Consider the following 26,158-nt stretch of genomic DNA (forward strand, 5'->3'; position numbering starts at 1 on the left):
CTCCAGAACAAATCGCTGTTGAATATCCGATCCCTACTTATCGATTTGTCGTCTCAATCGGTGATGAGCAGATCCCTTTTAATAGCGTTTCCGGGCTCGATATTTCCCACGATGTCATAGAATATAAAGACGGTACCGGTAATTATTACAAAATGCCCGGTCAACGTCAGGCAATCAATATTACCCTGCGCAAAGGGGTATTCGCCGGTGATACCAAACTTTTTGATTGGCTTAATTCCATCCAACTGAATCAAGTTGAGAAAAAAGATATTTCAATCAGCCTGACCAACGAAGCAGGCACTGAAATTTTAATGACCTGGAGTGTGGCAAATGCCTTTCCAACCTCATTAACCTCCCCTTCTTTTGATGCCGCCAGCAATGAAGTCGCTGTTCAGGAAATTTCCCTGACCGCAGATCGGGTAACTATTCAAGCGGCTTAAGACTCATTTATAAAGCTGTTTTACTCAGAATATCGCACAATAATTGGAGGCAATATGCCAACAGAATTAAAATATCCCGGCGTCTATATTGAAGAGGATGCCTCACCAGCCCTCTCTGTCCGCGCCGGCGCAACAGCAGTGCCTGTCTTTGCCGTTGCACAGGATAATCCATTAATATCCGATGATAATCCCTATATTCGTATTAGTAGCTGGTTGGATTATCTGTCGCTCAAAGGCGGACAATTTACTCCCACCGATAAGCTTGATGTCGCACTGCGCGCTTATTTTATTAACGGCGGCGGATATAGTTATCTCGTTAAAACCGAAGCGTTAGAACAACAAGTGCCAAAACTTGATGATGTCACCTTATTGGTTGCTGCTGGAGAAGAGATCACCACTGCCGCAGACGCACTTTGTAAACCGGGCAAAGGCTTATTTGCTATTTTTGATGGTCCAATCGCTCAAATCACTTCGGAGCAAAAACCCGATGATGTGCTCAAATCTTATACCGCCACAGCCTATGGCGCCGTTTATTACCCTTGGCTGACCGCCGAATGGGGAGACAATAAAGCCATCATTGATATCCCACCCAGTGCAGTAATGGCCGGTATTTATGCCAGCGTCGATAACAATCGGGGCGTCTGGCAAGCACCCGCTAATGTGGCTATTCAAGGCGGATTACAACCTAAATATCCAGTGACTGACGACCTGCAAGGGAAATATAACCAAGGCAAAGCGCTGAATATGATCCGTACCTTTCCTAAGAGCGGCACGCTGGTCTGGGGAGCTCGTACACTTGAGGATAGCGATAACTGGCGTTATATCCCGGTTCGCCGCCTGTTTAACAGTGCAGAGCAAAATATTAAAAATGCCATGAGATCTATGGTGTTTGAACCCAACAGCCAACCAACCTGGAAAACCGTCCACCGCGCTATCGATAACTATCTCTATGCCCTCTGGCAACAAGGCGGACTGATGGGTAATAAAGCCGAACAGGCTTACTTCGTGCAGATCGGTAAAGGCGCCACCATGACCGATGACGATATCAATCAGGGCAAAATGATTGTCAAAGTGGGTCTGGCGGCAGTTCGTCCAGCCGAGTTCATTATCTTGCAGTTCACGCAGAACATTGCTCAATAATTGGAGACAGCATGCCAACAACACCAACTTATCCTGGCGTCTATATTGAAGAAGATGCATCACTGGCGCTTTCCGTCAGTCAAGGGAACACGGCAATCCCGGTTTTTATTGGCCGTTTCTTAGCTAAAAAAACTAGCACAACGCCACAAGCGACACGCATTAGCAGTTGGTTGGATTTCACTAACTTATTTCATCTAGGTTGTGTGACGTCAATTGCCATCACATCAACTGCTCCGACTCCTCCTGAAAAACCTAAAACCGACGACGGCGATACCTCCGTCAAAGACGATGCAAAGGCCGCGACTCTCAGTGCCGATGAAGAAACTCCCGGTTACAGTTACCAAGTAGTGGTCGATACCTACACAACGGGCAGCGATGCGTTAAAACTTTATTTCCAAAATGGCGGCGGACCTTGTTATATCCTGCCAATTACCGATACCCAAGAGGCTACTCTGGCATTAATCCCTGAGTTAATTAAGCAGGCGTTAGAAATCACCTTAATCGTCTGTCCTGAACAAGATTCTGATTACCAGAGCAAGATATATAACAGCCTGACACCGGCATTATTGAATGAGGGCTATTTCCTTATCGCTGACAATCAGGATAAAACATCCGCCATCAGCGTTAATGCGCCTTCACAAACCGCAACATATTATCCTGCGGTGAAAGTCTCACAGCTTATGCAAACGGCAGAGAGCCTCGTCGCTGTTTCAGGTTATCGGGATGCAGATACAACATCAGACACCATCAAAAATCTGGTACAACTCAAAGAGAAAAACCTTGATGTCTATCAGCAAGCCGTTGCGGCAATACAGAACATAAGCAGAACGATTCCCGTCAGTGCAGTTATGGCGGGAGTCTATTGCGCCACCGATGCCAGCCGTGGCGTCTGGAAAGCGCCCGCTAACGTGGTGCTGAGCGGAATCAGTGATATAGCGGAACGGCTCAGCGAAGATGAGCAAGGCGCCATGAATCAAAACGGGATCAATGCTATCCGTTATTTCAGCAACAAAGGTTTTGTCGTCTGGGGCGCACGTACCCTGCAAGATGATGACAACTGGCGCTACATTCCGGTTCGGCGTTTATTTAATGCGGCAGAACGGGATATCAAGCAGGCCATGCGGTTTGCCGTCTTTGAACCCAATAGCCAACCTACTTGGGAACGGGTCCGGTCAGCCATTGATAACTATCTCCACCAACTCTGGCAACAAGGTGCGCTGGCCGGTAATAGCCCACAAGAAGCCTATTTTGTGCAAATCGGTCAAGGTCTCACGATGTCCGACGCCGATATTAAGCAAGGCAAAATGATCGTCAAAGTGGGGATGGCGGCGGTGCGTCCGGCTGAATTTATTATCCTGCAATTTTCGCAAAATGTAACACAGTAACCGTACTGAGGCGCGGTTCGCCGCGCCTGTTCTATTGAGGAAACGAGAATGGAAATAATACAGCCGGGCGTCACCATCACGGAGAATCTGATATCCCAGAAACAAAATGAGGCATTTGTCGGTATACCGGTTTTTATCGGCTATACCCAACCTGCTGAAAATAGCCATGCCAATGATAAAACCGTCATCAAGCTCAACAGTCTGGCGGATTTTACCCTGTCGTTTAAAAAAACAGGATTAATCTACTATTCCGTGCGTCATTTCTTTGACAACGGCGGTCAGCAAGCCTATGTGCTGTCGCTAGGATCTGATGAACCACGAGACGATTTTCAATCACTGACCAACACCCTACAGCAAGATTGGATTAAACAAGCGATCTCCGCACAGAGTGCTATCACGCTGATTGTGGTCCCCGATATTGTCTATCTGAATCAAATGAGCAATCCCGACTCGGAAATCGATCAACACGATAAGGTTCAATTCTGGCTACAGTTTTGGCAATCCATACTTAACCTTTGCCAGTGCCGACGCGGCATCATGGGATTGCTTGATGCCCCCGACGATCCCGCATTGGCCGCTGAATGTTTAACGCAGTTCTCTTCCAATAATCGGCAATGGGGGGCGGTATATTGGCCAAGAGTGAACAGCGCCTATCAGGAACAAAATCAGCCTGTTGTCCTTTCGCCGACTGCGGCGGCCGCCGCCATCATCCAGCGTAACGATAACCAAATGGTTGTCTGGCATGCCCCCGCCAACGTCGCGCTAGCCAAGGTGATCAGCCCAACACGCTCTCACATTGAAGCCGATGCCCTGTTTAATCAGGATGGCACCTCGTTGAATCTGGTTCGCAGCTTCCCCGGCAAAGGGACAAGGATCTGGGGATGCCGCACGCTGGATAACACCCCCGGTTCCCCCTGGCGCTATATCCAGACGCGCCGTCTGGTTTCTTATATCGAAGCCCATATGACTCAACTGGGCCGGGCCTTTGTGTTTGAACCTAATAACGCCATCACCTGGATGAAGTTTAAAGGTCAGGCTTACAACTGGCTGCATCAGTTATGGCTAAACGGCGGACTGCGCGGTACGCAGGAAGATCAAGCCTTTGAGGTGTTACTGGGAGTTGATGAATCAATGAGCGAAGCGGATCTGCGGGCCGGGAAAATGATCATGAAGATCAGGCTAGCGCTGTTAATTCCGGCGGAATTTATTGAGCTGAGTCTGACATTTGATACCCGTACCGGCATCACCCATTAAACAGGGGCAAAATATGAACAATTTATACACCCCGTCGGTGTCACACCGTTTTATCGCCAGTTTTTTGTTTAACAATATCCCTAGCCCACTCGACATAGCCTTCCAACGGATATCGGGCCTCAGCCGCGAACTGCAAACAAGCCAACACAGTCAGGGTGGAGAAAATGCCAGAAATGTTTGGCTAGCCGAGAAGATCCAACACGGCAGCTTGGTACTGGAACGCGGTGTTATGACCGTCACGCCGCTGACTTGGGTGTTTGATCGCGTCCTGCGCGGCGAGAAAGCGGTTTATGCCGATGTGGTCATCATGCTACTGAATGAAAACACCTTACCCGTGGCAAGCTGGACGCTAAGTAACGCGCTGCCGGTTCGTTGGTCCACCGGCGATCTTGATGCCAATAGCAATACGGTTTTGGTTAATGCGCTGGAATTACGTTATCAAGATATGCGCTGGTTAGGAGTGAAAGCATGACTGTTGAAATTAAGGAGCTGATTATTCAGGCCAAAGTCACCGATTCGGAGAATCATCCGGTCGCGCCGCCAACATTAGCGCAGGAAGCGCTGGATAACGCTCGCCTGATTGAGAAGGTGAAACAAGAAGTATTAGACGCATTGCGTGAAACAGGAGGTCATTATGAGCTTAATTGAACGTAGCCTATCCAAACTCACCCTCACTGCTTTCAAAGACCGCGAGGGGAAAATCTCCGTAGGCAGTTTACAGGCGATGTATAACCCTGATGCCATCCAACTCGATTATCAAACCCGTTATCAGCAGGATGAAAGCATTAACAGCGCCAGCCAAAGCAGCCGCTATGTGTTATCCCAACCGGCGGGTCTGTCATTAGTCCTGTTATTTGACGCCGCCATGCCCGGCAACAACACGCCGGTAGAAACCCAACTGGCAACGCTGAAAGCCTTATGTGCCGTGGATGCCAGCACTAACGTCCCTCACTTTCTTAAAATCAAATGGGGCAAAATGCGCTGGGAAAACAAAGGCTATTTTGCCTGTCGCGCCAGTGGTCTCAGCATTCATTACACCCTGTTTGATCGAGACGCCACACCGTTGCGAGCCAGCGCTACCCTATCTCTGGTAGCAGATGAAAGCTTTGTTATTCAAGCTACCGAGCAGCAATTAAAATCACCACCAATTACCGCAGTGAATATAACCGATATGCTCTCCCTGCCCTTGATCGCTCTCGGTGCTGGCGCCTCTCTGGCAGGTGGTATCGATTATCTCTCGCTGGCCTGGCAAAACGATTTAGATAATCTTGATGATTTCACGCCGGGGCAAACGCTGCAAGCACAGGGGGAGGCATGAAGATACCGACGATAACGCTCAAAATCGGCGGCAAAGCCCTCAATCAATTTACGGTTATCAGTCTGACAGTTAACCATCATATTAATGGCATTCCCTCGGCTAATATCACTTTGGGGATCGCCGGTGATGCCAGTCATATCTTTGATGCCAAGACGCAAGCTGAACTGGCAAATTGCCGCCCTAGTCATGAACTGATTGTGCAGATCGAAAAAACCGTGGTGTTTAAGGGGATCATCGTCCGGCAAACATTGGGACTTAAAGGTCAGGACAGCATCATTACGCTGACCGCCAAACATGCGTTGCAAAAATTAACTCACAACTGCCACTCACAACTGTTCAGCAAACAGAGTGATGAGGCGATTATCAAGAAGTTGTTTAGCCAAGCGAGTATCCCTGTCACGATAAAACAAGCCCCGCAGCTTAAAACAGTGCATGAGCAAATGGTACAGTTTCGCTGTAATGACTGGGCTTTTCTAAAAAACCGGCTGCTCGCGACTCATACTTGGTTATTGCCCGGCAACGATAGCGTGACGCTGGTCACCCCGGAATCACTGAATCGGTCAACCGTACATACCCTCCACCAGCGAGCTCGCCAGCAGGATGCAGTGTTATTTGAGGCGAATCTGCAATGGGATAACCAACGCAGCCCCAAAACAGTAAGTGTACAATCCTGGGATGTCGCCCAACAAAAACTGTCTCCAGCCAATCAGGCAAAAAGCAGCGGCCTGGGTCGTAATCAACTCGCCACAGACAACCTGACATCATTGACCAATCAACAATGGCAATGGGTTTTCAGCCATCCGCTGGACAATGAACAGGCCAAACAGCTTGCTCAAGGCATCCTGAATAACCGCCGAAGTCATAATGTCTCCGGCAATTTTGAGGTCGAAGGCGATAACCGTTATCAAGCCGGCGATGTGCTGGCGTTAAATGGTTTTGGTCAAGGAATGGATGGTCAGGCGATTATCACCGGCGTCAGTCAAACCATCAATCAACGGCAAGGCTGGCGTACTCGGCTAACTCTGGGGCTATTACCGGAAACAGAGCAAGTTGTACCGCAGGCGAAAGAGCTGCATGTGGGAATCGTGGAAAAATATCAGCGAGATAGCCAATCATTAGGCCGTATTCCGGTCAAAATACCAGCCTTAAACTTAACCAATGGCGCCCTTTTCGCCCGTCTGGGTAAACCTTACGCCAGCCATGAAAGCGGTTTCTGCTTTTACCCTGAACCGGGGGATGAAGTGATTATCGGCTTCTTTGAATGTGATCCCCGCTTCCCAGTGATATTAGGCTCCATGCACAACCCTAAAAACAAAGCGCCGTTAGAACCGAGTGAAAAAAATCCGGTGAAAACCTTAGTGATTAAACAAGGAGAGAACCAGCAGGCATTATTATTTAATAATAAAGATAAAACGCTCGCATTAAATAGCGGAAAACATACCTTATCTCTGCAACAGGATAAAGATATCACACTTAATTCCGCTAAGAATCTTATTACCCATGCTCAGGAAATTAAAATAGAGGCGGAAAAATCTCTGTCTGCTTCCGGGAAATCCGGGGTGGATATTAAAGGTGCGAAAATTAATTTAACCCAATAATAAGGTAATGAGATGACAAACACCGTATTAACCAACACAATATTAACCAACACAGTATTAGCCGATATTTATGGTCGGGGTTGGGCCTTTCCGCCGCAATTTTCTATCAAAGATAATGCAAATCCAGAAATAGCCACCGGCGTCACAATGGCGGAAGGGGCCGAAAATGTTCGCCAAAATATGAAAATTCTTTTTCTCACCGAACCCGGCGAACGGATTATGCGTGAGAATTATGGTTGCGGCCTGAGTGATTATCTGTTTGCTAATATCCGTGACGAAATGATGGCCGAAATTCAAACTCGGATTGAAGAACGGGTATTACGTTATGAACCCCGCGCCGATATCAGCGAGATCCAAGTAAACCAGAGAACCGACGTACCCAATACCCTGCATATTCAGGTCACTTACACCCTGAGAGGCAGCGAAATCGGCCAACAGATTGAAGGCGCCCTTGAGATTAATGAAGGTCGGGTACAGGTGAGCCTATGAGCAAACAACTGGTGGTTGACGGCGACACTTTGCTGTTCGAGCCGTTATTTGGCAACCGACAAGTCACCATCCTGGGACCAGCAACCATCCGGGGCAGCGGACACGCCAAAATCCAGGGCAAAAAGATCGTCATGGTAGGCGATGAAAAAAAGGTGCAACTGCAAGCGCAATACATTACCCCAAGCCACCCAGTTCCCGGCATGGGGATGGTCACCATTGCTCAATTGGATGCCAGCCAACAGGCAAACTTTTGCCGCAGCCCTGCCACAGTGATTGTTGTCGGGCAACAATTTATCGCCCGTTTTACCCCGACACAGCCAGCCAATAATCCATCGAGCGGCCCAGATGTGACAGCGCCGAGTATGGGTAAAGGCCGGTTTATTGCCAGTCAATATGCCGTCACCGCCGGATAAATAATCTCTTCAACTCTATTTTAAATAACAACGATCTCCTGACAATCTATCAGGAATATATTCAATAACAGGTGGCAAAAATATGGGACAGGCCGAGTTAGAAAATAAACTCTCTGCTATTGTGCCGGATACTGAATTTAAACTTGATGAAAGAAGCACGCTAGATATTTTAAATTGGCTTAAAGCTTATGCTGAAGAAATCCCTTTCGATCAAGAGAAAAAACAGTTCTGGGATAGTTTCTACTTTATTCAAGCAAATAATCCTCAACAATTAGCCGATATTTACCAAAACGTGAATAAAGCGAATGGCCTGTTACCGGCCCATCAAGCTTTTGTTTTGGCTTTTTTAAAGTTATTAGAAACAACTAATCGATTATTAAATACCTTTCCGGCCCGGCACCGTAATCTTTATTACCGGGAATTATTGGGACTCAAACCCAAACAAGCGCAAGCGGATAAAGTGGCGATAGGAATTACGCTTAATACTGACAGCACAGAATCACTGATAGCTCAGGGTACGCTGTTTGATGCCGGGCAAGATAACGCTGGCACCCCGCTACAATATGCGTCAGACACAGATTTATTAGCGAACCAAGGGGAATTAACCGACTTACGTTGGTATCGGAAAAAAGATAATGGTTGGTTATCGGCAATCCCATTCAATCTTGCGGATAATATTGCATGGCCCGAAAACGGTATTCGACTTTTTAGTCCAACGCCCAATGACACTCCGGTTTTATCCGGTTACCTGATCACTTCGCCTTTATTTGCCATGTCGGCAGGAGAACGCACAATTAAAGCGACATTAGCCAGCGAATGGACCGGTAAATCTGAGCACATCACGGCTAATATCAGTGCAGAAAATCGCTGGCTTTCCTTATCGGTAAAACTTGTCAACAAAACGACGCTTGAACTCGGATTATCCGCCAGTGATGCGCCAATCACGCCTCCTGATGCTCTGGATAATATGACGTTTGATATACCGGTATTAAAGCTAGGCGCCGCTCAAGGCCCTATTCTACCCAAGATTACCGGGATCGAAATCAGTGCTAATGGCAACCGCAGTGTGCTCTACGCCTCTGATGGCGGTATTGAACAAACGGACACCTCCAGCTTTCCATTTGGTCAATCACCATCGTTAGGATCTGGTTTTAATCTAATTGCCCCAGAATGGTATGGCACTGAAAGCGCAACCGTGACGATTACCCCTCAATGGGTGGGATTGCCGCAACAAAACTTTTCAAAATGGTATGGAGGATATGAAACTAAACCCGACAATAGTGCCTTTAAAGTACAGGGTTACTTAATCACGCCCCAAAAGAGAGAAAAACTTAATGAAGCGCAGTCATTATTCAATGGAAAAGAAGCGCCACAAGGACAAAGCCTAAAATTCACCTTGCCGACAATGCACTACCCTGTTGCAGATAGTCCATCTCCCAATGACTGGCCGGCATCAATACGCATAGAATTGGATAAGCAGGATTTTATGCACACTCAATATTGGCAAAATCCCACGGACAAAAATGTCCCTTATACGCCGCAAATCAGTGCATTGCAGATTCAATTCAGCGCTAAAGCTAAAACCGGACAATTTTCCGTCTATCCCCTAACGCCTTTTGGCCGGTGCGAAGCAACAGCAGAAACGCCCGCATTAACCCATGAAGCATTTTATTTAGGCTTTACGGGGGTATCACCGGGACAAACTTTATCCTTATACTGGCAATTAGAAAGCATTAAAGCGCTCACTTTATCCTGGTTTTATCTCAGCGAAAGCAATAGCTGGAACAAATTAGATAAGTTAGTTGACGACCAAACCCATAACCTGTTTGACCGGGGTATCTGGCGCGTCTTATTGCCACAGGATGCGGCCAATCAAGCCGCTATGATGCCTGCGGGACGCTATTGGCTGAAAGCAGAGATAATTCATCAAACCGATCCCCAAGATTACCCACGCATTAAGGGTCTACTGTATAACGCCACCACGGCGACGTTAATCAACGCAGAAACCGTTGAGCAGGATCACTTTATCAATGGATTAGCCGCAGACACCATTAAACAAGCCGCCAACACGGTTGTTGCCATCAGCAACGTCACCCAACCTTGGGCTTCATGGAACGGTCGCCCGCCAGAAACCGATCAAGCCTTCCTGACGCGACTTCCTGCCCGCTTATCTCACCGCAATCGAGTACTGAGTTGGGGCAACATTGTCACTTTATTAAAAGAGCAATTTATCAGCCTGTTTGATGTCAAATACCCTTCTGCCAGTGAATTAACCAAAATTCCGGCGCCGAAAACACAACAACTGATTGTGATCCCTGACAGCCGCTACAAAGATAACGATGATGGATTGCGTCCAACGTTAAACTCCGCTCGGTTGGCAGAAATGGTCGAATGGATCAAACAACTCAGCAGCCCTTGGGCAACCATTGAAATTAACAATCCCACCTACGTTGACGTTAATGTGAATTATCAAGTGACCTTTATCACAAGCGTAAACCCCGACTACGGCCATCATCAGCTACAACAGGAATTAAGCCGCAAATATATGCCGTGGGGCGAAAATCCGGCTATCGGCGTGACAACCGGTAATCGCATTGACTACTACCAGTTATTAGCCACGATCCAACAATCTCCTTTGGTAGCACGCGTCACCAACTTAAGCATCACCATCGCTAACCGAGTCACAGGCGCCGTAGGTGAAAGTATCGAGGCGGCCGACAATGAAGTGCTGATTTTAGTCTGGCCAGAGAAACACCTCTCAAACCAAGGAGTTAACCAATGAGTCATCAGGATGCCCTGTTTCCCATCGTCAAAGACGATATTACCTTCGATGCCTTACTCACTCAGGCCAAAACGGTGATTGAGCAACAATCCGGCCAATGCTGGAGCAATACCAATGAAAATGATCCCGGCATCACCTTATTGGAAGCCTGTTGTTACGGCGCCTCCGATCTGGCCTATCGCCACGCATTGCCACTGAGAGATCTGCTGACGCCAAGACCGGAGGAACAGCTACCCGGCGACGGTATTTTCCCCCAAGAGTTTGGCCCACAACAAACGCTGACCTGTGGCCCCATCACCGCAGAAGATTATCGCCGGGCTTTGTTAGACCTGCACAGCAGTGACGCGATTAATGACACCAATGAAGGTTATTTTTTCTTTAATGATGTCCAATTAATTCGTGAACCTGAAAATCAACGCTATAAATATTGGTATAACAAACAGAAACGTGAATATACCTTTAATGATTTAGGCGCGGACGGCGAATTAGCACTAAGAGGAAATTACTGGCTTTATTTACTCCCAAGCCGGGAAACGCAAGCCGATAATAAACTGGCTCAAGAAAAGCTTAACGCTTTCCTAAAAAATAACCGCAATCTGGGGGAATACGTCAGTCGCATTATCTGGCTGCAACCCACTGATCTCCCCTTGCAGATTGAAATTGAACTTAAAGATAACGTTATCGATATTCCTGATATTTTCGCCCAAGTTTATATGACGGCGGAACAGATGGTGCTGGCAAAACCCGAACGTTATACCACTCAGGCCATGAAAGATCAGGGTTACCACCATGAAGAGATATTTTCCGGCCCTTATTTACGTCACGGTTGGATGCCGACATTACCTCAAGTCAAAGATTACACCGGCGCTACGGTATTAAATCTCAGTCATTTGGTTAATCGGCTACTGGCTATTCCCGGAATACAGAGTATTACCCGGCTGGCATTAGCTAATCACGATAATACCATTACGCCGCTGTCAGATGATAATTGGTCCTGGAAAATCGCCCAAGGATATTACCCCAGACTATGGGGGAACGACCCCTTAACATTAATTACCTCAGCAAACAGTCCGCTCATTATTACCGCCAAAGGGGGCGTTAAAATTGGCGTTTCCAAACAACAGGTGGAAGAAAAAATAATTGCAGCACCGCTGATTGATACGCAGCCGGAATTACTGCATTGGGGTAAACATCGTAAAATCCTGAATTACTATCCGGTGAGTAATAAATTACCGGCTTGCTACGGATTGCAGACCGGCAAACCGACTCCACAGCAAGTGCAGTTACACCAATTTATGCTGCCGTTTGAGCAAATATTGGCTAACGGCTGTGCCGAACTGGCCCTGTTACCGAAATTACTGGCCTTTAAACAACGAGGGGAAACGGTACATGGCGTGCAATGGCCTTTTAAAGCCGATACCATCGGTAACAATGTTCATCAACAGATCATTCCTGACTTAACCGCAAAGCTAAACCGTGATTCACAAATCTATATTGATGACAAAATTCAGAGCGCAAACTATATAAAGGAAGTGACAATTCTGGATCATCTGTTGGGCTATTTTGGCGCTCAACTTGCCGCCAGACCACTCACCCTTGATTTTCAGGATTTTCTGGACACTCAACGCGGTTATCTGGCTCAACAACCCGAATTGACCTATCAACGTAATAATATTCGGATTGATAAAGTGTCCGCATTGCAAAAACGGATTGCTGCCCGATTGGGTTTGGGCGGAGAATGTTTCAGCGATACGCCTGATCTGGCTAATCTGCCTTTCTATTTAATTGAACATCGCCAGTTATTACCGGAAAAACCCGATACCCAATTCAATACCGAGCAAAAGCCCGATTCTCTGGCGATTGAAGATGACCAGTTAAAAATCACCCAACAAGGTACCGCAGGCCGCTTATTACAAGGCCAAGTAATTAATCTGATTATCATTGAAGATGATAGAGAATTTATATTGCGGGGCCAGATGATCACCGAGGTGACAGGAGATACCTTCTCCCTTAGCTCGCGCAACAGCACGGGTTTGGAGCACAACCTGCACCGGGTGCAACAGGCATTTGATGATGGTAAGTTGCGTTGGCAAAATAGCCCGGTGTGGCTGGAAGATATGGATTATCAATTGGTTTATGCCAATGAGACGTATAAAAACGCGACCGAAGATGAACGTTGGATCACCTCCAGCGCCCAAAGCCCTTTTCCTGCAATGATCGAAGTCAATGACGAAATCACGCTGAAATATGTCATTACCCCATCTAAACCATCGCAAAAAATATTAGCGCGTACTGAACCGCTATCCGAATATGAACTCAAAGCCCGCGTCATTAAATTTGATCGCATTCAAGGCAAGATATTAATTAAATGCAACCAAGATTCACCAAATAAAGACTTTCCGCCAGAGACCGAAGCCTGGCGTTATCGCTGGTACTTCTCCAGCGAAAAATACGCCTTGGCTGATCGCTTCTCATTTGTGGTTAGCGTGGTAGTGGATCACCAATTAATTGCAAGTAACAGAGTTGACCCTTATAAACTGGAAGCTTGGGTGAAAGCAGAGATACTCGCGGAATTTCCCGCGCACATTTCGATGATTATTCACTGGTTATCACCGGAACATTTTGAAGATTTTGCCAATACCTATAAACGCTGGCAAAACAATGACGCACCGTTAGGAGACGAAGCATACCATATTTTAGAAACCTTAACCTTGGGGCGCCTGCCTTCTAATGCAACCGGTATTGGTAGTATGCGGATTGCCACTGAACAGCAACGTATTGACGTGATTGGCGAGTCTGGGGATAAATGGAACGAAGAAGTCATAAAAAGCGATCAATTATTATATGTTCCTTATACTAAGCAGGTAGTATGGGTAAATATTGACCTTAATAAAGAAAATAATAAAGAAACCACTGTTTCAGAGTTTCTATATCAACCGGTAGATAATAAAGGCAAGCTGGTATTTTTAACCGATAACAGTCAAACAGGACCTGAATATGCTGTACTGGAATCAGATAATGCATGGACTGATTACACTATCAAAGTGAAGAAAAACAAAAATGGTGTTATTACCGATGAAACATTACATATCAAAGGAAGAAAGAAAGTCGGGCTTAATTTAGCATGGAAAGCAATGAATTTATACGATCCACCGGCAGGAAATAGCTGGTCATTCTATTACGGATTTGTATTAGGCGATAACCAAGATCTTTCTGGCGCATTATTTTACACCGAAGAGCCGCTTATTTTATCGCTGAATTATATATCTGACCCTAATGACCTTAAAGGAGAAACCCGGACAAAATTTGGCTTTAATTTTACTTATGATGGAAACAAACCTTAACAATATACCCAATAGATTTCAAGATGCATCGCGACGGCAAGGGAGCGAATCCCCGGGAGCATAGATAACTATGTGACCGGGGTGAGTGAGTGCAGCCAACAAAGAGGCAACTTGAAAGATGACGGGTATATCTCAATATAATAGCGCACACAATATAAGGTGATAAAAATGGCAAAGAAATACAATCTATATCTATATAATGCAGAAATTAATCTAGAAAGTGCTAATATCCAATCAACCGGGCCTTCAGTCGGTGATTTGAAAAACCGTTTTAAAGAGGGCAGTATTCCATTACAAACCGATTATGCCGACCTGATTAATATTGCTGATATTGGTCGCCGAGCCTGTGGTCAGGCGCCACAACAAAATGGACCGGGAAAAGGTTTGCAATTAGCTGATGACGGTACGCTTAATTTAAGAATGGGCACGCTTGCCAGCCAAGATTTTTCGCCCTTAATACTTGAAAAAGATATTTTATCCGTAGACCTTGGCAGCGGTCTGGTTAATAAAACCAATGGAATATGTGTTGGTCAAGGCAATGGCATTGCTGTCAATAGTAATAATGTCGCTGTCAAAGCTGCCAACGGTATCACCGTTAATGGTAGCGGTGTTGCAGTCAAAGCCAATAATGGCATCAATGTTGATACTAATGGCGTCGCTGTAAAAGCCAAAGATAAAACAATTAACGTCGAATCTACAGGAATATCTGTCAATCTTGGTTGGGGAATAAAAATAGGTGATGGGTTAGATGTTAAGGCCAGTAATGGTATTAATGTTGATAGTAATGGTGTTTCAGTTAAAGCCAATAATGGCATCAACGTTAACAGCAATGGTGTTTCAGTTAAAGCCAATAATGGCATCAACGTTAATAACGACGGTGTTTCAGTTAAAGCCAATAATGGTATCAACGTTAATAGCAATGGTGTTTCAGTCAAATCCAATAATGGTATTAATGTTGATAGTAACGGCGTCTCCGTAAAAGCAAAAAATGCCACTATTAAAGTCGAATCTACAGGAATATCGGTAGGAATTGGTTGGGGAGTAAAAGCAGGCGGTGAAGGATTAGATGTTAAAGCTAGTAATGGTATTAATGTCGATAGTAATGGTGTTTCAGTAAAAGCTGGTAATGGCATAAAAGTGGATAATAACGGTGTCAGTATTGATTCCAGCAAAATACTCCCCAGAGGAATGATTGTGATGTTCTCTGGTAGTAGTGTTCCTACAGGATGGGCACTGTGTGATGGTAATAGTGGTACACCAAATTTAATCGATCGGTTTATTTTAGGAGGCAAACTCTCCGATATTAATGGAAAGAGTAATAATACAGTTTCTGGCGATAAAAATAACAAATCATTTAGTTTTAAATCTGATACGGCCACATTAAATATCAATGGTAAAACAAATGGCAGCTCATTATCTATTGCTCAAATACCTAACCATCAGCACCTTAGCGGCGTAATTATGGACACAGATAAGTCTAATAATTATGGAAGTAGTAAAATCTCAACAAATAAGTGGGGTGTACCAACAGCACAAAATACTTCAGTACGATATGTTTATCATTCAAGCGGAATTGTCGGTTCCACAGGAACTATGAATAGCAATAGTCCAGAGAAACACACACACGATATTGATTTGAGAAATACAGGTAGCCACTCTCACAATAATAAAATAACAACTCCTTATTATATTCTTGCTTTCATTATGAAACTTTAACATTCATAAAAAACTTAAAATCTAAATCATCCATTAATAGTAGAGAGAAGATTAGCATGAATTCGGAGCCAAATCTGTTAAATCGGATTACCATTACGATTGAGGCTAATGATCAACAGGTAGCTAAAAAAGTATTGCATGGCTCCCTGCTTAATCAAGCCAATATAAATAAATTACTCAACTCATACTTTGATAAATATAACATTCATCAAGATATCTCTTTAGAAACATTAACCCTCAATCTTGGTGAAATAGATTTTCATGATTTTAATTCATTGTTTCCTGCTCGCCTCAAGATGGAGTTAAATAAAGCATTCAGCCAATATCAGATAAACGATCATCAAGAAAAGATTCTACTGGATAAATCCATATCCAGTCAGTTTATCAATAATCCATCTTTGTCTGGTGATAATAATTTAACTAATGCAGAAAATTTTATTCACTCGTTATATCAACAAAATCCCCAACTAAATACACTGGAGGCAATAACCAATAATAAAGAGATTAATATTAATAAACTTATTCATCAATTAGCACAGATAGAAAGCCAATGGATATTGCTATTGGCAAAAAGCTGTCTATCTGAACACGGTATACAACGACTTTCGGCTATCAAACAACCTGCTTTATTCAATTCCATCAACCGCAGATTATCCGCAAGAGTAAATAAACCACAATCTCAGGAGGAGCTTGTCTCCTCCGGGCAATTGATACTCAATGCACTGGAATATCTACAACGGCATAATATTCAGGACATACCTAAATCCAATGCAAAAATCATTTCACGTATTACAACTGAAATTAATAACGGCATACTTAATGCCGATCTTGTCATTACACTATTCCGCCAAGCTGTGACTAAAAATAGCCGATTAAATAGTTGGCTGAAACAACTTTGGCAAATAGCACCCATTGCAAAACTATGCAAAAAATATCTTTCAGCACCAGAATATAAAAATCTGGCAGATTACTTTAGCCATAAAAATCCATTTTTCAACGAACCCTCTTTACAGCAAACGATTTCCATTGATTCAATATTCACTGAGATATTACAGGCATTAGTTACAAGACATCGGCAAGATTTACCACAATTAAATCAGCATCAGCTTTCATCAATCGCCACCTCTATTCAAAAAGGAAACATTAAAACACACACTATCCTCGCTCTATTTCAACATGTTGCCTTATATAACCGTGCAGATACGGCTTGGTTAACCTCATTATGGCAATTAGCGCCTGTCTCACAACTCTGTAAACAACACCTATCAGTTGCAGAATACCAATATCTATCGGAACACTTTATGCCAGACCATGAAAATAAAAGTGAATCCAGTAAAAAATCAACCATAACTTCTCAACCGATTTTATTACCAGAGCAAACTATTCCATATCAAGTCAGCAATGCGGGAATATTAACGCTATGGCCGATGCTGCCAGCACTGTTTAATCAACTTGGTTTCCTTGAGAAGCAAAAGTTTATCCATCGTCAAGCCCAATTCAGCGCCGTTAATTTCCTTGATGCTCTCATTTGGGGAACCGAAGAAACACCAGCCGAACGTAAGAGACTCAATAACGTGCTGTGTGGATTAACGGCTGATGAAAATAGTGAATCAACCTCTCTTGAACCAGAAAAACAATTAATAACCGCACAATGGCTGGATACTGTTATTACTCAACTTCCCGGCTGGAGAAAATTAAACTGCAATGATGTCCGACAACTGTTTTTACAACGGCCGGGTGAATTGCTGATCAATGATCAAGAAATCAACATCACCATCCAGCAACAACCCTTTGATGCATTACTGGCCGATTGGCCGTGGCCATTAAATATCGCCAAACTTCCCTGGCTGGATCACCCTTTATTAATCGACTGGCGAAACATTTAACAGGTTTATATGAACTCTTTACTTAAAAATAACCACCACATGGTAACAGAATTACGCTGGATTTATCCCCATCTGGAACGTATTGATCTGCGGTTACAACATTACTATTACCAAAACAGAGAAAAATACGATTATTTACCGGATAGTTTCCTACTTACCGAAGATGAATTAGAGCAACATCTGGCAAAGCCACAGAGTATTCCTCATTGGATAATCAAACAGGATGATGTTATTAATTTCTCTGAAATCGAAGAAACCTCCAATGCATTATCACTATTGGTCGAACGTTTTGAACTCACTGAATTTGAGCGTGATGTTTTATTATTAGGTTTATTGCCCCATTTCGATAGCCGTTATCATGCATTATTTGCCGCTCTGCACGGCAACAGTAAAAAACAGTGGCCCAGTTTTGCTTTAGCTATTGAGCTATTCAGCCAATGCCAAAGTGATCGGCAATTACTGCAAAATAGCTTCTTACCACAAACACCGTTAATCAATAACCAATTATTACGTCTCAATAATCACCAAGAGTCTATTTGGTTACAAACCCAATTTCTAACTCATAGCGCTATCTGGCATTTTTTATCAGGACAACGGGTTATTTTACCGCCGCTAACAACTTGTGCTTATTGGCATTCTCCGGCCTCACATCGTTGGTATCCACAAACTCTTTGTCATTCACTTGAAAAGATATTACTCAATGAAACCGATGAAATACGCCCGCTGATAATACTCAGAGGAAAACCAGATAGCGCCAGAGAATTAGCGGTAAGTCATATTATGGCGTCTCATGATATCAGTACCTTAACGCTAGACTTAGCTCAACTACCGGAGGAGAATAACCCTAATTTGCTGACAGATGCAATCCGGGAAATTAAATTACATGATGCCTGTTTATTAATTCGAAATTTTTCTTTACTGAAAGATGAAAAGAGAATATGGCACAACGAATTATCTACATTATTAAACCAACCAAAATTACGTGTGATTTGTCTGGCAGAACCACAAGATGCATTAATATGGGTTAAACATCTGCCAATGGTACAAATTAATATGCCCTCATTGACTATTGCGGATAAAACAACCATGCTGGCAGCAAGTTTACCTGATAATATCGTTCAGGAAATCAATATTATTCAGCTATGTCAACGTTTTTCATTTACCGCAGAAACATTACCGCTAATTCTTAAAGAAGCGAATCAATATCAAATATTACGGCAACCGGAAGGTCAATTAGCAGAAGTCGATCTGCGTAAGGCATTAAGTTTCCGCGCTCAACAAAACTTCGGCAAATTAGCGCAACGAATAACACCAAAACGCAACTTTAATGATTTAGTAATTTCCGATGCATTAACGCAACAACTAAAAGAAATTATTGCCGCCATTCATTACCGTGACCAAATTCTGGCTACCGGCTTTCAGGAAAAAATCGGTTATGGCACCGGTATTAGCGCGTTATTTTACGGAGAATCAGGAACCGGCAAAACAATGGCCGCAGAGGTTATCGCCGGGTATCTTGGCGTTGATTTGATTAAAGTCGATCTCTCTACGGTGGTGAATAAATATATTGGCGAGACGGAAAAAAATATCTCCCGTATTTTCGATTTAGCCGAGGCCGATTCCGGGGTACTATTTTTCGATGAAGCGGATGCTTTATTTGGCAAACGCAGCGAAACCAAGGACGCCCAAGACAGACACGCTAATATTGAAGTTTCTTACCTACTGCAACGACTGGAAAATTATCCGGGATTAGTGATTTTAGCCACCAATAATCGTAGCCATCTAGACAGCGCATTTAATCGTCGCTTCACCTTTATTACCCGTTTTGCTTATCCCGACGAAATGTTACGTAAAAAAATGTGGCAGACTATTTGGCCGGAACAACTTAAATTATCCGATACCATTGATTTTACCCATCTGGCTAAACGAGCTGATTTAACTGGTGCTAATATCAGAAATATTGCGCTATTAGCATCAATGTTAGCGAAAAATGATCACTGTGAACAAATCGAAAATAAACATATAAATCGCGCCGTTACACTTGAATTAAATAAAACTGGCCGACTGGTTTTTTAAAAATTAAATAAAATTGGAATAAACATGACCACTATCATTGCTTCTGACAATGCGATTATTGAAGTGAATAACGCATTAAACACTATTTTATCCCAGTATCTAAATACCAATGGCAATAAAATTGATATCCGTTTTGATCTACCTGAAATTAATTCAATCCAATCAGAACCGACAATAAGCGTATTTCTTTACGATATACACGAAGATCTACAATTACGTTCTGCCGAACCAAGACGTTATAACCCGGCAACCAGTACATTATTACCGGGATGGGTCAATATCAATTGTAACTATTTAATCACTTACTGGGACGCTAATAAACCCTCAAGCGACAGCTCCAGCCCGGACAGCCAACCCAATAATCAAGCCGCGCAAGTGATGACTCGGGTTTTAAATGCATTAATTAATAATCGTCAATTAACCGGCATTCCCGGTGCTTATACCCGTGTTATTCCACAACAGGAAAACTTAAATAGCCTGGGTAATTTCTGGCAGGCTCTGGGTAATCGCCCTCGCCTTTCTTTAATGTATTCCATTACCGTACCCATGAAACTGCAAGATATTAAGGACAATATTACCCCGATTAGCCAAATCTCAACTTCGGTAGTTCAAAAACCCAGTCTGGACAATTCGCAAATCAATCAAGCGCTGGCAGATAAATTGTGTGCCGATTTAGGCGGCACAGAAGATATTCGCCTTGCCTTAGCTAAAGTCTACCTGCTCACTGAATTCGCTACAGATAATAATGAAAATCAAGAAAATAAAAGTGTGCTGCTCAATATTTCAGGTATTACTTATTCAGATTATTTACCTAAAATAAAAGATATTATTTTAAAGTGGAAAAATAGTCAGAATGCTATTGTTAATATAAATGGCACAGGTATTATTATCTTAAAAGAAGATTCTGATAAATTGATTGGGATTTAAAACCATTATTTATATATATCCTATGGATTTAAAAATGCATTTCTCGAGATCAAAATCCCAGGAAATGTGAGAGTAAAGAAATGGCACAAAGCCAAAGAATAAAGATACCATCATTAATACTGATATTATACTAATATCTTTCTTACCAAAAAAAGTAAACAGGTGATAATATGCCAATAAATAAACACGGTGAAAATAGTCATTATCTTAAAAATAGACCAACACAGCCAAGTCACTCTATTGAGGATGATATAGACGATACCTCATTAGGCATGGGGTTGGATTTAGACACTATGATGGGGACGAGTTCTGTTAGCTTAAATCAAACTCAGGATTATGCGTTTTGGAAAGAAAACATTTCCGAATATTACAAATGGATGGTTGTGGTTAAAGGTCACTTAAAACAATTAGACTGGACCTTAAGAGCAATGGACTCCCCTGAATCCGCTAACAGTAATACGGCTAAAAATGTGGGAACAACCGCATTGCAAGCGCTATTAAATACAGGAGGCAGTATAGCGGGCGGCGCGATTGGCGGCGCCATAGGAAGCGCCATAGCGCCGGGTATCGGCACTATCGCTGGCGCAGGTATTGGCGCCTTAGCCGGAACAGGATTAAATTATCTTAATGATACAGCGATTGAAAAATTAAATAAAAAGCTGGAAATCGCACACCCTTATCCTAAAACCAGAAACATGATATTTGATATCAATAATTACGATAAAAACCCCATCTCAAAAGCGATAAAGAAAAAAATCGGTAATAAAGACAATCTAAAAGTTACTGCCGGTGGTTTAATAACGTCACAAATTGTCAGCAAAATATCCCCGGCCAAAATTCCCGCCTATAAACTTGCTGAACTGGCTATATCGCACCATAAAGCATTAGCCGGATTAAGTGATGATAAAGCCAGACATATATTAGACTTCACCAACAGTATTCGTGAAGTTCTCAATGAAAGCCACTCTGATGCCGCCGCATTTATGCGTAAAAACTATGGCGATGATAAAATGAGTCTTTCTGGGTTTTCTTCTAAAATAAAGGGAGAGAAATTAACTTTAGATAAACTGGCAAGGACGAGAAATAAAATAGAAAATATGATTAACAGCATTAACAAACAAACAGTAAAACTTTCCTCAGAGAATAACAATAGCTAATTACATTAGAAAGCCCAAACAAAAATAAAATAGCCCCACATCAATCCATTTAATTGGAAAATAATCTATACCCGTTATCTTTCAAGTTGCCTCTTTGTTGGCTGCACTCACTCACCCCGGTCACATAGTTCGCTATGCTCCCGGGGATTCACTCCCTTGCCGTCGCGATGCATCTTGAAATCCATTGGGTATATACCCTACTATAACAAACAGAAGAGGCACTAATAAAATGCAATTTAATTATCAAATCAGTGAACCATTTTATAGCGGTTACCATTCTGATATTGCTATCGCGATTTTCTCTGAACAAGATTTTACCAAAGCGTATGAAATATACCACTCTAATAATTTTAATTATCAAGGCTTAAGAGTAGAACAGGAGCCTTATGCACGGTATTTCAGGGCCTTTCATCATACGGATATTCATAAACAGACTTATTCAGCATCTGAGTTAGAAAATAAATATCAAGCAATGATCTATTTTGATAAAAATAGGCAATTTGAACCTGATACTGATTCTCTCGCCGTAATGTCCCATCATATTCCCTATAATTATGATTTTTACGGCTATACTTCGCTACAATATTTAAAGACTAAATATCCCGCAGAATTAAATCATTACCATGAATCCAATTTTGCTAATGAAGAGTTTAATAATATAATTCTGATTGATTATTTTGAAGGGTGGCGTCAGGAACATAATCTTAGCTCTAATATTGATATAGAAACCCCACTTACAATTGAAGATAGTATTGTTGAAGTTTCGATTCTAGGATTATTGAAAGGCAATATACCCGATGAAATTAAACAAAAAATTATTTTCCCTGAGGGAATCACACCTGAAATGCAGCAAGAACTGCTTAATAATAATGTCGGTAATAAAGTCGATGAATTTAGTCAAAATGTTATTGCAAAACTTCAGCGATTAGCAACAGCAGAAGACACTGTATCGAAAATAGAGTCACCTTATCAATATATTGAATCCAGAGTTAAAGAGATTGCGGGTAATCGCGTTAGTTTAGATCAACAAATTACTGTTATTATTTCAAAGAGAATACTTGATAAATGCAAGCCTAAAGCTAATAGGCATTTTGATGTATGTAAAAATCAACCCAAACCGATAACGAAATACTTCACCGTTTATGATTTTATTAGAAATATTCATCACAAAGAGTTCAATAAAATTGAATATAGCGGTAAAAACATACAATTCTTATTAAACAGCGATGTTGAAAATGTTTTAATTAAATTGCAGGATGTTACCGGTGATTATGAGAAATATATCAATAGATTTAGAAATAATGAAGATGTGAAATATTATATCAATGAAGGCATCAATCAACTACCTGGCTCTACCGGGACCACCGTAGATGAATTTCTTGATAAATATATAGAACATATGGATGAGATAAGCTATACGGAAAGTGAAATTATGGCTGATTATTATCTTAATATACTCAGACAAATTCTTGATGCGGTCTCAATGATCCTCCCTGTCAGCCCAATTAAAGGTTATTTAGTTACCATCACGGCCAATACCGTCATACCACTCATTCAATCAGCAATAGCGAATACTTATGAGGAGAGCAGCGCATTACAACAAGAAGCTTGGGTTAATTTTACGGTTTCATCGACTTTTCATGTCATTTTCAGTAATCGAGCAATCGGTAGAAAAATTACCAACGGCGCAAAGTTAATTGAAAATGGCGGTGGATATATTACTGATAAATTTAATATTAAAAAAATAAATGTTAATTATGGATTAAATGCTCAATTAGCCAGAGAGAGTGTCAAAAAAATTCCTGGCTCGGGTACTAACCCGTGGAAACTAGAAAATATTCGAAACAGGTATAAATCATTTCTTGATCGGAAATATTGGTCAAGATTTAGTACCGAGAAAAAGATAAAAGTTTTACAATCACACCTAATGAAAACTCAAGAAGCCAAAGAGTTGGCCGAAGTAGTTGGATGGGAAAAACTCAACAAAATGATAAAGGATTCAATCATATTAGATTATGAAGGAAATCCAATCAATAAAATACCCTTCAGGAAACTCGAAGATGAAGTGACAATAAGAAGCTATGCTTTAAAAAATGACCGAAAACGAATTAATGACATATCAAATCTCCTTGATGAGAAACTCACATTTTCAGATCAACTGGAAAAAATTATTCATGTTGAAGATATTTCAGGCAGCAGTGATTTAAATAAAGCAGCAAATTGGATTGTCAGTAAAAGTACATCAAATGCTAATGATGCACAACATGTCACAAGTGTGCTATCCAAATATATTGACAAAGATATCAGTGATTTTAATGTATTAACGCAATTGCACGATGAGCTATATCGCTTAAAACCGGGCGCTAATTTAAGACATTATCGTGGTTTTGGCGATCAAATATTTCCACATCTGGAATCATCTCAAACGATTCTTCCTTATTATCTAACCAGAACAAAAAGCGTTAATGGTGTTGATCCTTTCCTAATCTATTCAACGTTAATTGAAATTCATCCATTTGGCGATGGAAATGGCAGAACAGCCAGAGCAGCTTATGCGCTGGCATATATTAATAAATATAGAAAATTTCAAGCGTTAACCCGTTCATCAGAAAATATTCTGACTGAAAATGCCAGTAAACCTAAAACATTTTTTAAATCGCCAACAGCAGATACTCGGCAGGATGCATTTTATCTACCAAGGGATAAAGGAGAAGTGGGTAAATTTAAAATATTGGATAACAGTGATTCAGATTATATGGTAGGAATTGATGAATCTAACTCTAAATTCAATATCTATACGGCTTGGAATAAAAATGGCACTCCTGCTACCAGTAAAACTGCCATTTTTTCCGCTCATGGCGGCCGTGAAAATTCAGCCAGACCCATTATATTTCCTAAAAATAAAAATCTTATATTTTGGGCGCCAGATGAATACCGGTTAGATGATCCACTTATTGAACGATTTGTTAATGAGTTTAATAAGTTAAATCCTCATTCCGTTATTGGTGGAAATTATGAAAAATTCTGGTCGGCATTCCCTAACAGATATAAAGATTATGACTTATTAAAATCGTTATTTACTGAAAAGAAACTTGAACAGTTAAAGAATATTGGTAATGTTATAGAAAAACATACCCATTTAAGGGCAGAAGATGCAACCGGTATTAGCGCTTCAAAATTAAAAAATAGCTCGGTGCCTAAAGTCGCAGAATATCAATTTTCATGGTATGAAAAGGATAAAGAAAAAGAGTACGTTTCGGCATTAATAGAGAACAGAAAAACCATAATAAGGGCAAATGATGGAACACCGGCGGTTGACTTACTCAGCATTAGCCCAAATGTTCCTATTGATAAAAAAGTCAGTATTAAAGATCTTATTGAATTCATTAAGGAGAAAAATTATGACAATATTCATGTATTAGCGTGTAGAGAAATTTGGGATAATGGCAAACCCAGAACAACAACTCGCTCTTATGCCGTAACTCGCGGCTATAGAAATGAACATGAACAGTATTGGGAAAATAAACAATTAAAAACGCTGCCACAATCTAAAGCGGCAAGTTCAAGCAGAACCAAACGAGATACTACCGCGATGACTAGCTATGAATATCTTAACGAACCGCGAGATATAAAATATCTTTTGACATCGATGTTATTCACAAATAGTCATAACACGTTAAGTTATAGCGAATATGTGATTGGCGTGGTGACAATAGATGATAAAATTATTACTTTCGATGACTCTTTAAAAAGAGAAGATTATGATATCTTCTTACCGGGGAAAGAAGAAGATAGTCCTGAATTAATGCAGGAGCAAACAGTGCTAGATAATCATTCTCTATCCGATTTCAATCTATACAGCAGTAATTTGCTTGATTTTAGTGAAATAGCAATAGGACAATATTTATATTTCAAAGGAGGAGAAAAATCAGATGGTAATGTCATTTTAGAGATTAATGACTCAGAAGGTTTCCGCTCATTGGCAATAAAGATTCAAAATTTAAGCATGATGGGCGCCTATCTGGCAAATATCATTAATAGCAACTCCCAAGATTTTAAAGCTGGAAGAGTAGAAAATGGGAAACTTGAAACAAGTATTTTCGATGTTAATAATTTATATATAAAGAGTGGAAGTAAAAATAGTTATTACATCAAAGTGAAATTTAGTATTACAGATGTTAAATAATATATACCCTATGGATTTCAAGATGCATCGCGACGGCAAAGGAGCGA

General features: G+C 41.9%; 18 protein-coding genes. All 18 read left to right on the top strand.

Going from position 1 to position 26,158, the window contains the following annotated elements; genetic code table 11:
* Positions 1-440 (top strand): phage tail protein (locus tag V2H77_RS05345; protein ID WP_341497987.1); only part of this gene is annotated, 440 nt, incomplete at its 5' end.
* 54 nt (positions 441-494) lie between these two features.
* The gene (locus V2H77_RS05350) at positions 495-1,580 is read left to right on the top strand and encodes a phage tail sheath family protein (RefSeq protein WP_341497988.1); all 1,086 of its coding nucleotides are present in this window, start codon (positions 495-497) and stop codon (positions 1,578-1,580) included.
* 11 nt (positions 1,581-1,591) lie between these two features.
* The gene (locus V2H77_RS05355; protein ID WP_341497989.1) at positions 1,592-2,965 is read left to right on the top strand and encodes a phage tail sheath family protein; all 1,374 of its coding nucleotides are present in this window, start codon (positions 1,592-1,594) and stop codon (positions 2,963-2,965) included.
* Between the two features lie 48 nt (positions 2,966-3,013).
* The gene (locus V2H77_RS05360; protein ID WP_341497990.1) at positions 3,014-4,219 is read left to right on the top strand and encodes a phage tail sheath family protein; all 1,206 of its coding nucleotides are present in this window, start codon (positions 3,014-3,016) and stop codon (positions 4,217-4,219) included.
* Between the two features lie 13 nt (positions 4,220-4,232).
* A complete protein-coding gene (locus V2H77_RS05365; RefSeq protein ID WP_088372201.1) occupies positions 4,233-4,691 on the top strand; it encodes a phage tail protein in 459 nt (152 codons plus the stop codon).
* Positions 4,688-4,867, top strand: a complete 180-nt coding sequence (locus V2H77_RS05370; protein WP_341497991.1) for a DUF5908 family protein — start codon at positions 4,688-4,690, stop codon at positions 4,865-4,867. The genes V2H77_RS05365 and V2H77_RS05370 overlap by 4 nt, the downstream gene beginning before the upstream one ends.
* Positions 4,854-5,537, top strand: coding sequence for a CIS tube protein (locus tag V2H77_RS05375; protein ID WP_341497992.1), 684 nt, complete (start codon positions 4,854-4,856; stop codon positions 5,535-5,537). The genes V2H77_RS05370 and V2H77_RS05375 overlap by 14 nt, the downstream gene beginning before the upstream one ends.
* Positions 5,534-7,135 carry a phage baseplate assembly protein V gene (locus V2H77_RS05380; RefSeq protein ID WP_341497993.1) on the top strand — a complete coding sequence of 534 codons (1,602 nt, stop codon included), beginning with the start codon at positions 5,534-5,536 and terminating at the stop codon, positions 7,133-7,135. Before V2H77_RS05375 ends, V2H77_RS05380 begins: the two co-directional genes overlap by 4 nt.
* A 12-nt stretch (positions 7,136-7,147) precedes the next feature.
* Positions 7,148-7,624 carry a GPW/gp25 family protein gene (locus V2H77_RS05385; RefSeq protein WP_341497994.1) on the top strand — a complete coding sequence of 159 codons (477 nt, stop codon included), beginning with the start codon at positions 7,148-7,150 and terminating at the stop codon, positions 7,622-7,624.
* Positions 7,621-8,037 (top strand): hypothetical protein, encoded by a 417-nt coding sequence (locus V2H77_RS05390; protein ID WP_341497995.1) that lies wholly within the window; start codon positions 7,621-7,623, stop codon positions 8,035-8,037. The genes V2H77_RS05385 and V2H77_RS05390 overlap by 4 nt, the downstream gene beginning before the upstream one ends.
* Before the next feature lie 82 nt (positions 8,038-8,119).
* Entirely contained in the window at positions 8,120-10,819 is a 2,700-nt protein-coding gene (locus tag V2H77_RS05395; protein WP_341497996.1) for a hypothetical protein, read from the top strand.
* The gene (locus tag V2H77_RS05400; protein WP_341497997.1) at positions 10,816-14,163 is read left to right on the top strand and encodes a hypothetical protein; all 3,348 of its coding nucleotides are present in this window, start codon (positions 10,816-10,818) and stop codon (positions 14,161-14,163) included. The genes V2H77_RS05395 and V2H77_RS05400 overlap by 4 nt, the downstream gene beginning before the upstream one ends.
* A gap of 168 nt (positions 14,164-14,331) precedes the next feature.
* Complete coding sequence (locus V2H77_RS05405; protein ID WP_341498003.1) at positions 14,332-15,879, top strand: tail fiber protein; 1,548 nt, start codon at positions 14,332-14,334, stop codon at positions 15,877-15,879.
* Between the two features lie 56 nt (positions 15,880-15,935).
* Entirely contained in the window at positions 15,936-17,765 is a 1,830-nt protein-coding gene (locus V2H77_RS05410; RefSeq protein WP_341497998.1) for a contractile injection system tape measure protein, read from the top strand.
* A 9-nt stretch (positions 17,766-17,774) separates the two neighbouring features.
* Positions 17,775-19,841 carry an ATP-binding protein gene (locus V2H77_RS05415; protein ID WP_341497999.1) on the top strand — a complete coding sequence of 689 codons (2,067 nt, stop codon included), beginning with the start codon at positions 17,775-17,777 and terminating at the stop codon, positions 19,839-19,841.
* A gap of 24 nt (positions 19,842-19,865) precedes the next feature.
* Entirely contained in the window at positions 19,866-20,768 is a 903-nt protein-coding gene (locus V2H77_RS05420; protein ID WP_341498000.1) for a DUF4255 domain-containing protein, read from the top strand.
* A 170-nt stretch (positions 20,769-20,938) separates the two neighbouring features.
* Positions 20,939-21,925, top strand: coding sequence for a hypothetical protein (locus V2H77_RS05425; protein WP_341498001.1), 987 nt, complete (start codon positions 20,939-20,941; stop codon positions 21,923-21,925).
* Between the two features lie 229 nt (positions 21,926-22,154).
* Positions 22,155-26,111, top strand: a complete 3,957-nt coding sequence (locus V2H77_RS05430) for a putative adhesin (protein ID WP_341498002.1) — start codon at positions 22,155-22,157, stop codon at positions 26,109-26,111.
* Positions 26,112-26,158: the final 47 nt, after the last annotated feature.

It is taken from the genome of Photorhabdus sp. P32 (assembly GCF_038085095.1).
Classification (GTDB): domain Bacteria; phylum Pseudomonadota; class Gammaproteobacteria; order Enterobacterales; family Enterobacteriaceae; genus Photorhabdus; species Photorhabdus luminescens.

Coding starts and splice junctions, on each gene's coding strand:
- V2H77_RS05385 (WP_341497994.1), top strand. CDS start 7,148: ATGACAAACACCGTATTAACCAACACAATATTAACCAACACAGTATTA.
- V2H77_RS05420 (WP_341498000.1), top strand. CDS start 19,866: ATGACCACTATCATTGCTTCTGACAATGCGATTATTGAAGTGAATAAC.
- V2H77_RS05405 (WP_341498003.1), top strand. CDS start 14,332: ATGGCAAAGAAATACAATCTATATCTATATAATGCAGAAATTAATCTA.
- V2H77_RS05390 (WP_341497995.1), top strand. CDS start 7,621: ATGAGCAAACAACTGGTGGTTGACGGCGACACTTTGCTGTTCGAGCCG.
- V2H77_RS05360 (WP_341497990.1), top strand. CDS start 3,014: ATGGAAATAATACAGCCGGGCGTCACCATCACGGAGAATCTGATATCC.
- V2H77_RS05375 (WP_341497992.1), top strand. CDS start 4,854: ATGAGCTTAATTGAACGTAGCCTATCCAAACTCACCCTCACTGCTTTC.
- V2H77_RS05370 (WP_341497991.1), top strand. CDS start 4,688: ATGACTGTTGAAATTAAGGAGCTGATTATTCAGGCCAAAGTCACCGAT.
- V2H77_RS05395 (WP_341497996.1), top strand. CDS start 8,120: ATGGGACAGGCCGAGTTAGAAAATAAACTCTCTGCTATTGTGCCGGAT.
- V2H77_RS05410 (WP_341497998.1), top strand. CDS start 15,936: ATGAATTCGGAGCCAAATCTGTTAAATCGGATTACCATTACGATTGAG.
- V2H77_RS05430 (WP_341498002.1), top strand. CDS start 22,155: ATGCAATTTAATTATCAAATCAGTGAACCATTTTATAGCGGTTACCAT.
- V2H77_RS05365 (WP_088372201.1), top strand. CDS start 4,233: ATGAACAATTTATACACCCCGTCGGTGTCACACCGTTTTATCGCCAGT.
- V2H77_RS05380 (WP_341497993.1), top strand. CDS start 5,534: ATGAAGATACCGACGATAACGCTCAAAATCGGCGGCAAAGCCCTCAAT.
- V2H77_RS05425 (WP_341498001.1), top strand. CDS start 20,939: ATGCCAATAAATAAACACGGTGAAAATAGTCATTATCTTAAAAATAGA.
- V2H77_RS05355 (WP_341497989.1), top strand. CDS start 1,592: ATGCCAACAACACCAACTTATCCTGGCGTCTATATTGAAGAAGATGCA.
- V2H77_RS05415 (WP_341497999.1), top strand. CDS start 17,775: ATGAACTCTTTACTTAAAAATAACCACCACATGGTAACAGAATTACGC.
- V2H77_RS05400 (WP_341497997.1), top strand. CDS start 10,816: ATGAGTCATCAGGATGCCCTGTTTCCCATCGTCAAAGACGATATTACC.
- V2H77_RS05350 (WP_341497988.1), top strand. CDS start 495: ATGCCAACAGAATTAAAATATCCCGGCGTCTATATTGAAGAGGATGCC.